Annotated in this window: 14 protein-coding genes; 1 reads left to right on the forward strand and 13 read right to left on the reverse strand. The window is 48.8% G+C overall.

Features of this window, described 5'->3' with window-relative positions:
• Positions 1-8: 8 nt before the first annotated feature.
• The 6 genes from PsAD46_RS22070 to PsAD46_RS22095 form a co-directional block, all read right to left on the reverse strand.
• Complete coding sequence (locus tag PsAD46_RS22070; RefSeq protein ID WP_063307878.1) at positions 9-1,010, reverse strand: LacI family DNA-binding transcriptional regulator; 1,002 nt, start codon at positions 1,008-1,010, stop codon at positions 9-11.
• A 157-nt stretch (positions 1,011-1,167) separates the two neighbouring features.
• Positions 1,168-2,187 (reverse strand): ABC transporter permease, encoded by a 1,020-nt coding sequence (locus tag PsAD46_RS22075; protein ID WP_063307887.1) that lies wholly within the window; start codon positions 2,185-2,187, stop codon positions 1,168-1,170.
• A 16-nt stretch (positions 2,188-2,203) separates the two neighbouring features.
• A complete protein-coding gene (locus tag PsAD46_RS22080; protein ID WP_057465082.1) occupies positions 2,204-3,187 on the reverse strand; it encodes an ABC transporter permease in 984 nt (327 codons plus the stop codon).
• A gap of 14 nt (positions 3,188-3,201) precedes the next feature.
• Positions 3,202-3,984: an ATP-binding cassette domain-containing protein gene (locus tag PsAD46_RS22085; RefSeq protein WP_063307879.1), complete on the reverse strand. Its 783-nt coding sequence runs from the start codon at positions 3,982-3,984 to the stop codon at positions 3,202-3,204.
• A gap of 123 nt (positions 3,985-4,107) precedes the next feature.
• A complete protein-coding gene (locus PsAD46_RS22090; RefSeq protein WP_063307880.1) occupies positions 4,108-5,037 on the reverse strand; it encodes a substrate-binding domain-containing protein in 930 nt (309 codons plus the stop codon).
• Positions 5,038-5,626: 589 nt separating this feature from the next.
• Positions 5,627-6,802 (reverse strand): phytanoyl-CoA dioxygenase family protein, encoded by a 1,176-nt coding sequence (locus PsAD46_RS22095; RefSeq protein WP_063292643.1) that lies wholly within the window; start codon positions 6,800-6,802, stop codon positions 5,627-5,629.
• An 86-nt stretch (positions 6,803-6,888) separates the two neighbouring features.
• On the opposite strand from PsAD46_RS22095, the gene PsAD46_RS22100 reads away from it, so the two are divergent.
• On the forward strand, positions 6,889-7,905 hold the full coding sequence (locus tag PsAD46_RS22100) for a LacI family DNA-binding transcriptional regulator (RefSeq protein ID WP_057465078.1): 1,017 nt from the start codon (positions 6,889-6,891) through the stop codon (positions 7,903-7,905).
• A gap of 105 nt (positions 7,906-8,010) precedes the next feature.
• On the opposite strand, the gene PsAD46_RS28205 is transcribed toward PsAD46_RS22100, so the two are convergent.
• Genes PsAD46_RS28205 through dctP form a run of 7 tightly spaced genes read right to left on the reverse strand, consistent with a single transcriptional unit; the run spans position 8,011 to position 13,577 of the window.
• A complete protein-coding gene (locus tag PsAD46_RS28205; protein ID WP_193776989.1) occupies positions 8,011-8,172 on the reverse strand; it encodes a hypothetical protein in 162 nt (53 codons plus the stop codon).
• Positions 8,173-8,219: 47 nt separating this feature from the next.
• Positions 8,220-9,638 carry an aspartate ammonia-lyase gene (locus PsAD46_RS22110; protein WP_082597082.1) on the reverse strand — a complete coding sequence of 473 codons (1,419 nt, stop codon included), beginning with the start codon at positions 9,636-9,638 and terminating at the stop codon, positions 8,220-8,222.
• Positions 9,639-9,641: 3 nt separating this feature from the next.
• Positions 9,642-10,187 carry an asparaginase domain-containing protein gene (locus PsAD46_RS22115; RefSeq protein WP_084404512.1) on the reverse strand — a complete coding sequence of 182 codons (546 nt, stop codon included), beginning with the start codon at positions 10,185-10,187 and terminating at the stop codon, positions 9,642-9,644.
• On the reverse strand, positions 10,180-10,650 hold the full coding sequence (locus tag PsAD46_RS22120; protein WP_063307881.1) for a universal stress protein: 471 nt from the start codon (positions 10,648-10,650) through the stop codon (positions 10,180-10,182). Before PsAD46_RS22120 ends, PsAD46_RS22115 begins: the two co-directional genes overlap by 8 nt.
• A gap of 11 nt (positions 10,651-10,661) precedes the next feature.
• Entirely contained in the window at positions 10,662-11,969 is a 1,308-nt protein-coding gene (locus tag PsAD46_RS22125) for a TRAP transporter large permease (protein WP_063288954.1), read from the reverse strand.
• A gap of 3 nt (positions 11,970-11,972) precedes the next feature.
• Entirely contained in the window at positions 11,973-12,500 is a 528-nt protein-coding gene (locus tag PsAD46_RS22130; protein ID WP_063307882.1) for a TRAP transporter small permease subunit, read from the reverse strand.
• Between the two features lie 57 nt (positions 12,501-12,557).
• On the reverse strand, positions 12,558-13,577 hold the full coding sequence (gene dctP / locus PsAD46_RS22135; protein WP_063292640.1) for a TRAP transporter substrate-binding protein DctP: 1,020 nt from the start codon (positions 13,575-13,577) through the stop codon (positions 12,558-12,560).
• Position 13,578 lies beyond the last annotated feature (1 nt).

Genomic DNA, 13,578 nt, shown 5'->3' on the forward strand with positions numbered 1-13,578 from the left:
GCCAGCAACTAAGCGGCCTTTTGTAAAAGTGTTCCACGTTCAACCACACGGCATGGAAACATACGTGTTTCAGGAATCCGATCTGGATCTTCCAGGCAGTCAACAAGCAGCTCAACAGAGGATGAAATGATTTGCTGAACAGGCTGATGAATGGTTGTCAGATTGATATTTGCCCAACCTGCCATTTCCATGTTGTTGAAGCCAATAAAGCCTATTTCTTCCGGTACTTTTAGACCAGCGGTCTGCGCGGCACTCAATGCTCCGATAGTAAGCACGTCATCACCACAAAAATAAGCGTTAGCGCGGTCTTTCAGCAAGATGCTCTGCATCGCTTTCCTACCTGCATCATAAGAGTAATCCTCCGCAAAATCGACGGATAATTTTACACTAGGATGCTCAGCGAGAACTCGTTGAAAACCGAAGAGGCGATCCTGCGTAGATGACGCATTTTCCGGCCCACCCAAAAATCCGATGTGCTCATACCCTTTAGAGAGCAAGAGCTCCGCAGCCAACTCACCGGCGTAACGGTTATCAATGCCTACGGTGTGCACAGTCGGCGTCGCGCTGCATCTCCCAAAGGAATGCACAACCGGAATTTTTGCATGCCGGAATGATTCAGCAAAATCAGGAGGCAGAGTGGAAGACGCTACAATTACTCCATCAACGCTGTATTGCAGAAGCATATCGAGTGATTTAGCCGGATCAACCTCACCTGAAAGGTTTACGAGAAGAGGCCTGAGCCCTTTTGCCTGCAATGACTGCGTAAACAGATCAAAGACTTGCAGAAAAACTGGGTTATGGAAATTGTTGGAAACCAGACCAATGAGCTTTGTCCGCCGCGTTGTTAAGCTGGAAGCTAAGACATTGGGTCGGTAGCCCAGCTCTTGTGCTGCTTTCTCGACTTTTCGGCGAGTTTTTGCAGAAACGCTTGCGCCTTCCGTAAAGGAGCGCGACACCGCTGAAGCAGAGACTCCGGCACGCAATGCAACATCTTTTAGCGTAACAGCCATCCTCTGCCTTTTCGTTTTTGCGCATCTGGAAGTTATAAATTAATCCGTTCATCAATGATGGCCCAAGTGAAAAAACACAATTAAATTTTGGTGTTATTACTTGGTTATCCCTTCGAAACTGGGAGCAGACCTCCCAGCTTCGAAGTTTTACATATCATCAGGCTGCAGCTCGCTTTTGGCGATAAGTATCTGCTACTACGGCCGCAACAATCAGAACACCTTTCACGATATTGATGTAATAAACATCGATACCTAAGAAGGTAAATCCTGACGTCAATGTACCCAAAATAAGCACACCAATGATGGTGCCCATAATACGGCCACGACCTCCGAAGAGAGAGGTTCCGCCAATCACAACTGCTGAGATTGCATCCAGTTCCAACATCAGGCCAGTGCCAGATTGAGCAGTCATTGCGCGCGAGGTTTGAACGATTGAAGCGATCCCGTAGAGTGCGCCAGCCATGGTGTACACAAGAATTTTGTGCCTTTTGACGGCAATACCTGCAACACGGGCTGCATCTTCATTTGAGCCAATTGCATAGGTGCGGCGCCCATAAACCGTATATTTCAAAAGTACATGGAAGACCCCAGCAACAATCAAGAAAGTTATAACGGGCCAGGCTCCGGAACCGAAGATGGCGAAGTCCTCAGTCAGGAAGCTCACCTGTTTGCCACTTGTATACCAACGCGCCAAACCACGCGCTGCGACAAGCATCCCAAGGGTCGCGATAAACGGAGGAATTGCGGTAATGGCAATTACGCTCCCGTTGACAAAACCAAGCAGCGCTCCGACTGCAATACCTGCGAGTACCGGAAAGATGATCGGCAGATCTGTAAGCCCTGGATAAACAGCTCGGGCATACTCTGAGCTTTGTGCCAGAGAGGCCGCTACGATGCCGGCGAAACCAAGAATGGAACCACCGGAAAGATCGATGCCTGCCATGATGATAATCTGACCAACGCCAATAGCAAGAATGCCAATGATTGCCATCTGCAGGATCATGATGAACAGACGTTGACCGTTGAAGATGAAAGTCTGCTCAACGACAAACCAGCCCAAAACTTCAAAAATTGCGGCGATTCCGACGAGTACCAGAAGAATACCCGTGTCCTTTGGAAGACGCTGAAGGAGAGACTTTTGCGTTTCGGCTGAGCCTAATGTTGATGATGAATTAATCAAGATGGCCTCCGAACTATGCCTTACGAGCCTGCCGACGCTGGTCAGCGATAACGGCAGCAACGATGATCATGCCCTTGGCGATTTCCTGATAATAAAAATCGATCCGCAGGAAGGTGAAACCTGATGTGATAACGCCGAGAATGAAGACGCCGATAACGGTCCCCGAAATCTTCCCTTTGCCGCCGAACAATGACGTTCCGCCAATGACGGCTGCGGAGATTGCATCCAGCTCGTACATGAAGCCCATGCCAGGCTGGCCCATTGTCGCCCGCGCACTCATAACTATGCCAGCAAGACCGGCAAGGCCACCCGCAATCGAATATACAAGAACCTTATGGCGGTTTACTTTGATGCCGACTATTCGGGCCGCCTCTTCGTTGGATCCGATCGCATAAGTCCGGCGCCCATAAACCGTGTGCTTCAAAAGAATATGAAAGAGCACAGCAACACCGAGGAAAATCAGGACCGGATTAATGCCTTGCCCAATCGCCGTATATTGCTCGGTCAAACCAAAGATTGGCTGGCCTTCTGCATACAGCACAGCAAGCCCACGAGCTGCAACAAGCATCCCCAGTGTAGGAATAAACGGGGGAACACCGGTATAGGCGGTGATGGCTCCGTTGATACTTCCTGCCAGTAGCCCAACCCCGATACCTGCCAGCAGAGGAACAATAACAGGCAGATCTACAATGCCTGGATAGAAGATGGAAAAGCCGCCAGACGCCTGCGCAAAGCTCGCTGCCACCATGGCAGAGAGTGCTGCTACGGACCCGCCCGACAAGTCGATACCAGAGGTAATGATGACTTGCGTTACACCAACAGCAATGATGCCGATGATAGATACCTGAAGAACAATGATAACGAGCCGCTTAGAGTTTGCCAAAAAGCTTTGCCCAACGAAAATCCAGCCCAGGATCTCAAAAAGCGCGGCAATTCCGATCAAAACCATCAAAATGCTCGCCTCCTGAGGAAGCTTTCGGATTGCAGTAGTGTTCATCTACGTGCTCCCAATTATATGTAGCTGGCGTTTTCATGCACGCCAGTTTTCACACCTGTAATAAGGGAGACAATTTCGTTGCCATCCGTCTTGTCTGCATCCACAACACCAACAATCTCACCGCGTCGGAACACAAAAATCCGATCTACAAGATTAAACACCTGACGTAAGTTGTGGCTGATCAGGATCAGCGGAACACCTTGTTTTTTCAGGCGGCGAATGATGTTTTCGACCTGCGTGGTTTCCTGAACCCCAAGTGCTGCGGTTGGCTCATCCATGATAATGAGTTTTGAGGCAAAGGCTGCAGAACGTGAGATTGCAACGCACTGGCGCTGACCACCGGACATTTTACCAATTGCGTTGCGCAAGTTGGGAATCTTAACAGCGGTCTTCTCAAGGCCTTCTTTGGCTTTCGCCAGCATTTTCTTCTCATTCAGAAAACTGAAGGGCCCGAGATTGAAATAGACTTCTTCACGTCCAAGGAAGATGTTGGCTGGAACATCCAGGTCATTGGCGAGTGCCAGATTCTGAAATACAGCCTCAATACCCGCTTCCCGAGCATCGAGAGGACTTTTGAAGCTGACCTCTTTTCCGTCGAAGAACATCTGACCAGAAGAGGGTTGCTCGACGCCAGTGATCTGGCGAACAAAGGTGGACTTCCCTGCCCCGTTATCGCCAACGATTGCGATGTGTTCGCCTTCACGGAGCTCAAAGTCTGCACCTTTCAGAGCTTGCACTCCACCATAGCTTTTGCAAAGACCTTGCGTTCGCAGGACGATCTTTCTCGCATCATTCATTGTTCTTTTCCTCATCAGGGCTGAGATAAAATCGGCCAAACCGACATCACGGCCAATAGAATATGAGTTGCAAAGCGAGCAGCGCTCCGCGCAGATACACGGAGCGCCCTTACTGAAAGCCTGTTATTGGCTCATGTAGGATTTGAGATTGTCCTGAGTGACCAGCTCGAACGGAATATTGATCCAGTTTGGCAGAGCTTCGCCGTTCATGGCTTTCACAGCAGCATCAACAGAGCCAGTTGCCTGCCCCTTCGCATTCTGGAAAACGGTGACATCCAGCTCGTTCTTGCCCAAAGAAGCAAGAGCGTCATCTGTTGCATCAACACCAGCAACCAGAACATCATCCATATTCACGCCAGCAGCTTTGAGAGCCTGCACCGCGCCAAGAGCCATCTCGTCGTTGTTGGCAAATACGATATCGAATTCGAGACCAGAGCTGAGCCAGTTCGAAACAACATTGTTTGCTTCTGTGCGCTGCCATTTGGCTTCTTGTTCCGCAACAAGCTCGATGCCGTTGCACATGGAAAGCTTCAGGACTTCGCGTACGTCTTCAGAGCGGGTAACGGCAGCTTCGTTTGAAAGAATCCCCATCAACATGACCGCCTTACCAGTGCCAGCTGCCTGCTTGCACACTTCAAAAGCTTCCAACGTGCCGGACCAGGTTTCATCAGACCCCACGAAGGCAGCCTTTTCACCCAGCGCATCCAGATCTGCAGGGCGACGGTTCACATAGATCAACGGAATACCCGCTGCTTCTGCCATTTTGGTAATTTGAGGGGTCGCTGCTGCACTTACCGGAGCTACGATAATTGCAGCAACGTCAGAGGCAATAAAGTTCTGAATTTGGCTCAACTGCATGCCGACATCTTCTCGGGCATCTTCGATCTGAATTGAATGCCCAAGTTCTTCTGCGCGATCTTTGGCCGCCTCTCGCAGAGCTGTCTGGAAATTATCATCAAAATTTGGACTTGAAAAACCGATAGTGTCGGCGCTTACGGCTGTTGCCATCATCGTGAACGCAGCGACTGCTGCCAGTAAACCAGTTTGTTTCATAGTTTCCTCCCATTTGCGTTAGCAACCGATTGCAAGATTTAATGAAGCGAATTTGGGAGCTATTTCAACACTAAAACCCAAACAAACACTAATATCACTAAATCTTTTCTGTCGATCACTACGGGATTAAACTAACCCAACAATTACCAATATTGCAACCGCTTGCATTAAATTTACTGTTTTGATGATATGAGGTAGCCGTTCGCGGCTTCAAATAAAGAGATCAACATCAGCTCGGAAGACAGCAAAACAGCCACGATGCGTACATCAAGCAGGCAACACCGTAATTGAATGGCAAGAAAGGACGCTCACACCGATTGGTTGAACGTGCACGTGCGAGAAGACGGCCTGTTTGTTTTTGACCGCCCCAGTTACACTGCATTTGAACCCTCACCATGACATAAGTTTGTGGTGAGGGGTGTTCTGATGATCGCAATCTCAAAGGGTGCCTTGTCGACGCCCAGTTAATCATTGGACAGCCAGATGGGGAGCGAGGCAGTCGGCAATGCGACTAAAACCACCATTCGCCCCCCCCCTAAAAAAAGCCCTGCCGAACCTTAGATAGCGCTGACTATTATGAAATTGACCTTTAAGGCAGACGGCGAGCACTTTGCTTTTGCAGCTCCTTCGTGAAAACGTCCACGGTCATCCCTTCATTCAACGCGCGTTTCAATAGCATTTGCTGAGTTTCAGGAGCTAACCCGCCGACTGGTGGGTCCAAATCCAGATTGGTTGGGAACGAGTACCCTTCTCCGCAGGATGCTATTGCCGCGTCAAGATGATTGCCTGATAGCACCCCTTGCTCAGTCAGATGCTTCAAGGCCGGAAAAACCTTAGAACACATAGCACTACGATCAACACTTTCCATTGCGCGGCCAAACGCAGATGAGACCTGAAGCAAGTTCACCATACGGTGAATATCTGTCGTCGTGTTCGCACCAGCTGCATGGAATAATGCAGGATTGAAGAAAACCGCATCTCCCTTTTCGAGGGGCAGCTGCACATAGTTAGCCTCGAAATACTCCCGGAAATCGTCTCGCCTCCACGCCACATAACCTGGCAAGTATTTTTGTGAAAACGGCAGCAACTTTGTTGGTCCGCTTTCAAGGGGCATATCACAGTGAGCAATCGCGCCCTGCAAGGTCATGTAGGGTGACAGGTGATGGACATGAGCCGGATAATCCTCACAAACCTCAGCTGTTTGAAAGCCCAGATGATAATCTCTGTGTGCTTGCTGTGCTGCCCCTCCCGGATGGACCAGATTGACCTGTGTCGTCATCTGATAATTCGGCCCCAACCAGCTCTCACAGACCGCGTCAATGAGCGGATTGGCAAAGTAACGAGCAAATACAGATGGATCTGCCAAGCATAGCTTCTGCAGGCTGTTCCAGATACGATCGTTCGCACCAGCTGCTGCAAAATGATCACCGCCACTACCGGAAGATCTCTCAGCAGAAATAATGCTCTCAAATATCTGCGTAGCTTCGTCTATCGCTGCGATATTTTCTGCTGCTCCCTTAATCACCAGAACACCAGCTGTATTTTGCAAAACACTAGCCCACTCTGACAACAAGCTTCTGCGCTTGGATGTGTCTTCAAGCATATTTCGCAGGTTCGCTGCGCTGTAAATAGGGATATTGCTTTGCACATGGGTGGCGTTGGGAACTGTCTCAGCGGACAGCTCCTGTTCCACGAGTGCCTTGAACTCGTTTAAGTCACAGGCCGATTGCCTGTAAAATCCATCAATTTGTTTGCTACTGACCATCTTAGTCCCTCTCCTTGATGTATCAGGCCTTAAATAAGCAAAATGTTGAATTGCCAGCCATATGCATTTCCATCAAGAATCCATCAATGACACATCGTTTCCCTGTTAAAGAAATCGCTCTTCAAGCTGGATTAAGTACAGCAACGGTTGACCGCGTACTTCACAGCCGCACAAACGTAAGTCTGCAGTCTGTCCGCAGAGTACAAAACGCGATTGCAGATTTGCACTTGCAGGAAAAGCAATTGTCTGCACGCGGCAAGAAGCTCTTTATCGACTTTGTTGTCGAAGCTCCGGACCGCTTCTCCTCTGAAATACGGCGCGCTGTTGAAAGTGAAATTGGCAGATCAAACCCTGTCGTCATCCGGCCGCGTTTCATCATGCAAGAGCATATGCAAGAGGCTGAGGCCGTCAGTTACCTCAAACGCATTATGACTCACGGTAGTAATGGGGTTTGCCTGAAGCTGCGTGACACGCCAAAGCTCAGAGACATGATCAAAGCGCTCTCAGAAAGGAATATTCCTGTCCTCACGATGTTCACCGATATTCCGATCTCAGAACGACTGACATACATTGGAATTGACAATGCAAAGGCGGGAAAAACTGCAGCTTACCTGATCTCAAAGATGCTGCATTCTGCTGGCGGAACCATATTGATGAGCCGCAGCCACGAGCATTTTAAAGGTGAAGAAACACGCGCAATCAGCTTTCGATCATGGCTCACACGTAATCGTCCAGACCTGAAATTTGTTGAAACCATAGGAGGCTCTGGAGTTGATCATAAAATTGAAAAAGACCTGGCCTCTATTCTTGAGAAAGAGCAGAACATATGTGCTGTGTATTCCATGGGCGGAGGAAACAGGGCAATTATTCAAATGCTTGAGCAGTATAAGATGTATCCGGACAGCTACATTGCACATGACCTTAATCAGGAAAACAAAGCATTGCTCAACGCGGGCAGAATTTCATTTGTACTCCATGACGAGATCACTCAGGATATCTTGGCTGCCTTTTTTCACATTAGCCGTGCCAACAACATAACCCTAGCGGAGCCTCCAACTCCCAATGGTTCTGATGTTCACATAATTGCACCTGAGCTTAAATGAACCGCCCCCTCACCCACGCATTTATCCAGAAGGCTTCGATGGGAACAATTACGAAGGCCTCGCTCTCTTCAAACATTCCTCTACTTGTTCTCCAAAGTAGCTTTGTCATTCAAATCGATAATCGTGCTTACGATAGCAGTCATGAGCTATCAGCAACACTCCATGATCTGTTGTCAGGTTTTGTATCATGCTCACGATCTGAGTAGCATTCGCCTCATCCAGCGCAGAGGTCGCTTCATCGAAGATTAGAATATCAGGACTGCTCAAATGAGCCTGTTCAAGAAGCCGCTTTCGCTTTTGCAAAGGCTGGACTGCTAGATCAGGGAAATTGCTTCTTTAGAGCATTTTGCGGAGCCCCAAAGAGCAGCATTCGAGAGTTTGCTTATGATCTGTTCTCGTGACATCAAGCCCATTTCGACAATGACATCGACAAATCGTTTTCCGTTTACATCAGCTTCCTTCACAATCTTGGAGACCTCAGCATATCCAAGTATGGGTACGAATACGGTAGCAAGAGCAGATGAGTTGAGGAGATTTTGAAGCGCCTTATCTTCCAATGCTTCTATTCCATTCACGCATTTTTTCGCAAACAGATCCGCACCATGAGTAAGCAAATCTATGCTGTCAAACAATCGAGACGCGATAATCGGTTCGAAGTGGTTGATCTCGAGTTGTCCATTGAGAGCGGCAAGTGAAATCGCCGTGTCATTACCAATCACAGCAAATGCCAGCTGTTGAACCATCATAGGCATCACCGGGTTCACTTTACCTGGCATGATCGATGAGCCTGGCTGAATCGCGGGTAGCTTGATTTCACCGATGCCGGATTGTTTGTCGGAAGACATCATAATTAAATCGAGGCTGATCTTGCCCAAAATCTCAGCAGTAACTCGCAGTTCAGCAGAAAGTCTTGAAAACCCATCTGAGTTCTGCATCGCATCAAACAGGTTGTCAGATTGCTGTACAGGATGTGGCAATTCTTGACCTAAATACCGATAAACAGCTTCCTGATAACCTGCACGAGCACCGAGCTCTGTTCCGATTGCAGTTGCTCCCAACGGCAGAACTTGCAGGGCTTCAGTAGTATCCATGATTTTGTCACGGGCTCGAAGAATAGCAGCTGAGTATCCGCTGAACTCCTGTCCCATGGTCATTGGTTGCGCACCTTGCATACATGTACGGCCAATTTTGAGTACTTCGGCAAGCTCATCTGCTTTTAGCTGAAATGCCTCTCCCAGCCTTGTCAGAGCCTTAGTAAGCGCTGGAACTTTCTGCAGCACAGCCAGCTTGACAGCAGTAGGAACCACGTCATTGGTTGATTGTCCCATGTTTACATGGTCGTTAGGCTTCAAGTATTCGTAAGCTCCAGCCTCATATCCCATAATCTGCAAGGCACGATTAGCGATGACTTCGTTGGCATTCATGTTGATAGACGTACCACCGGAACCTTCCAACATGTTGATGATGAACTGGTCATGATGCTTGCCACCCATAATCTCATCACACGCCGCGGAGATCGCATTAGTCTGCTTGACGGTTAGACCTCCCAATACACCATTAGCTTGGGCAGCTGACTTCTTGATGATCGCAAGAGCCCGGACCAGAGCTTGGTCGTCACCGATCGTTGCAGAAGAGATCAAAAAGTTTTCTGCACCGCGAAGCGTGTTGATGCCGAACAATACATCATCAGGTAGTTCGCGAGACCCGATGCTATCAGTTTCAATTCTTGGCATCCGTCATGCCTCCGTAAATGTCAGGTTAGAATGATCTTTCCGTGCTCCAGGCAACGTCAGAACGCGGTTATGGAAGGCGATATAGATGCCGGGCTGTAAGAGCCGCGCGCACACCAATGCCTCAATCATGTTCTGAGAAGCATCAGACCCTTCAATGACATAGGGAACCATCGCACCTGTAAAAATCACCGGCACACGAGGTGCTTTGACCGCACAACATAATGCCTCACCACTCAGCGCCATGCTGTCTGTACCATGCGTGATAATCACCGCATCATGAGTTGCAGCAGCACTTGTAACTGAACGGGTAATTTGAGCACGTTCTTCATCACCAATTTCAAGAGAGTCCAGATGCATCAAGTCAACGAACGTGAACTCCAGATCTGGCAAGCTTAAGGAAGTAATGATCTCTTTGACTTGGAGCTCAAAATTATAAAGTCGTGCTGAGTTAGGATCATAGCTTTTCGCTATCGTCCCCCCCGTCATAACAACAGCAACTTTCAGCAGACCATTCTTATAGCTCGTCGTTGAATTAGAGGCATCAATCATGAGTAGCTCTCTTGTTCTTGGGTCGTATCACCAACACAGAGCAATTTGCATGACGAACAATCTTTGCTGCATTTGGACCCAGCAAGTAATCTCCGAAATCAGGAATGTGAGACATCAGGATAATGAGATCTGCTGATAACTCATCAGCGGTTTGCAGGACCTCCGAATAGATGTTGCCAGATCGAGCAAACCGATTGATGATTCCGATCTCCTCTGTTTCGGTTATCTCGCCAAGCCGGGACTGCGCGACCTCGAGGGCTTTTTCCTTCAGCTCGCCAGGCACAAACGATGCAAAAGGTGCAGCCTGAGCGGCCTGCGCAATCACTGTGCCCAGATCAGGAACAACTGTCATGCAGGTCAACTCAACTGAGTTGCCTTTTGCATGAAGCCTTAGCTCTGGCAAAATCTCGGTCCATGAGCGTTTTTCTTCCACATCAATGGGAATGAGAATTCGAAGTGTCATTTACCTGCCTCCTACCTGATGCCTGTTACGGCCATCGGCAGCCACATGGATAGTATTGGGACAAAGGTGGTGAGCAGAACCACTGGCATATATGCGAGGAAAACAAACACCAGAGTAGGTTTTAGAACCTTCGCAAGCGACGTCTGCCCTATCAAAGTACCAAAATAGAGGATTGGCGCTGTGGGCGGCGTAATAAGACCCATGCCCAGATTGGTTCCAATAATCGCAGCAAAGTGCACCGGATGTACGCCAGCCTCGGTCACCACAGGCAGCAACAGCGGAGCTGCAAGCAAGATGCCAGAAACATCCTCCATAAACATCCCAATAAGCAACAGGAAGCCGTTTACAAGCAGCAGAAGTACGATCGGATCATCAGAAATGGAGAGCATCGTCTCCAGTATCTGTTGAGGCACTTCTTCAAGCGTCAACACGCGCGCTAGCATGTTTGCTGTAAAGATTACAAGCATCAGTACCGAAGTCACTTGAGCTGCTTTCCAAACCACATCGTAAAACGATTTGAATGTCAGCTCCCGATAAACGAGAAACGCGACTGGCAATGCGTAGACCACAGCCACAGCAGCAGCTTCAGTAGGTGTGGTGATACCTCCATAGATAAACCCCAGGATGATCAAAGGCATTGCCAACCCGAAGCCAGCTTCTCGTGTGCGTTGGAAAACTGTTTTGATCTGCACATTCAACGGCTGGGCTTCAGGAACAGTAATCTCCATCTTGCGTGTCAGGACCATGTTCCAGAAGGAAAACAGACCAACAAGCAACAGTGCAGGAACCAAAGGTGCAAGGAAGCTTGCTGCAATAGAGGTACCTGTCACCCAGCCATAAAGGATCATGGTCGCGCTGGGAGGGATGAGCAGCGCCAGAACTGCTGAGCAGCTGACCAGAGCTGTCGCATAGCCACGGTCATATCCTCGTTCCACCATTCTTGGAATGGCAATAGAACCGATAGCAGCAACAGCAGAAGATGCCATCCCGGAGATTGCGCCAAAAACGGCAGTTGTGATGACGGTTACAACACCAAGACCCGAGCGGTATCGACCAAAGAAGCTGTCTGCAACTTCAAGCAAACGTTTGGCAATTCCACCTTGTGTCATGATACCACCAGCTAGAATGTACAGTGGGATCGCAAGTAATACGACTGAAGAAAGCTTAGAAAAGCCTGCAGTTATCAAGAAGGTTGTCGAGTTGTATTCACCAAAGATGATCAGGAATGCGGCTGCGGCTACAAATGTCAAAGCAACAGGTACACCAAGGATCATCAACGTCACGAGAAGCGCAACGTCCATCAAAATTAGGGAGCTCATGATTTAGGATTCCGTATTTGGTGCGTGCCAGATTGTTGCGCGGAAGCTTTCAATAAACTCGAGCAGGAAATAGAAAGCCGTCAGAGCCAGTCCCACGAACATCGTCCCATAGATCCAGATCATTGGGAGACGTAGCTCCGTTGATACGGTGTTCATACGCTCTGTGAAGACGAGCAGCCCCCAGAGTGAGTTGAGGATATAAACCACCAAAAGTGCAGACAAGAGGCGTGTGAAGGCATGGACGCCTGCAGTGATGCGTCCTTCTCCGAATATTGTGTCCACTAGACTGGCCGAGATGTGGCTGCGTTCATGCGTTCCATACGCTGCCCCAACGAAGTACATAATGACACCAGCAAAACTGGCGAACTCTTCAACACCAAAAAGCGAATAGTTAAACAGATATCGCATCACGACCTGAAGAAAGACTGCTGTGGTGAATGCGATACTTGTGATGAACATAATGAACCGCAACAGCTTCAGCTTGAGTTGCCAGATTGGGTTCTTAATGTGTATTTGGCGCTCTTGAAGCATACCGCCCTCTTTTATTTTGTCCGAGGACCGGAGGAGATCTCCGGTCTTCGAAACTCATTAGTTTGAGTAGCGGCTTTCAAGCAGCTCATAGAGCTCGTCGCCGATCTGATCTTTCATCTTCGGCCATGCATCAACGCGCACGGCTTTTGCCATGTTTTCGATCTCATCACGTGAATAGGTAACAACAGTCACACCATTCTTGCTAAGCTCTTCAAGGTAGCGGTTGTCAGCTTCTTCTACGGCGTTAAAGCGCTCCGTAGCCATCTGGGCAGCTATCTCGTTCAACACGGCAGCATCTTCTTCTGGTAACTGAGCCATGGAGAAGGCTGATGAAAGCAACCAGTTGATTTCAAAATGATCGTTGATCTGCAACCATGTATCGACAACACCATTCCAATCACGAACCGCATTTTCAGGAACGCCACCAACCATTCCGTCGATTACGCCGGTCTGCACTCCAGTGTAGAGTTCCGCCCAAGGCATTGTGGTTGTTGAATACCCCAGACGCTCCAGCAGCGGCTTGTGCGTACCCACGCCCGATGGCCAGACGCGAATCTTGAGCTCACTATGGTCCGCATTCGGATCTTTCGGATCATCGACAGGTTTGCCAACAGCCAAACCGCCCAAGCCGTTTGCATAAGGTGCTAAAACCTGAATTTGCTGCGGCTTTACGAGGTCATTCACGATATTGAAGAGAAAGCCACCATTGTTCCAGGCATCTTTTGCGCTGTCATAGTCAACTGCGGTGTAAGGAAACCATGTTAGAGAAAGTCGCGAGTCAAATTTCGTTGAGATTGACTGAATTGCCAGATCAACAGAACCTTGGCTCAGCTGCTCATAAACTTCCTCCCAATCACCTAGTTGGCTTGCAGGAAAAATGCGAAGATTTACGCGGCCATCAGAAGCTTCCGAAACGCGACTTGCAAAGTCCTTAGCCCAGTTATCCATGTCACTGCCTGGAGGTGATAAGTGAGATAGTCTAAGCGTTGTCTTTGCTTCAACCGCAAACGTTGAAAGACCAATTGTCATTGCCGTCGCCAACACAACCGCAGCTGTTTTCCGCAATTTAAAAACCAAG

Source organism: Pseudovibrio sp. Ad46, assembly GCF_001623065.1.
Lineage (GTDB): Bacteria > Pseudomonadota > Alphaproteobacteria > Rhizobiales > Stappiaceae > Pseudovibrio.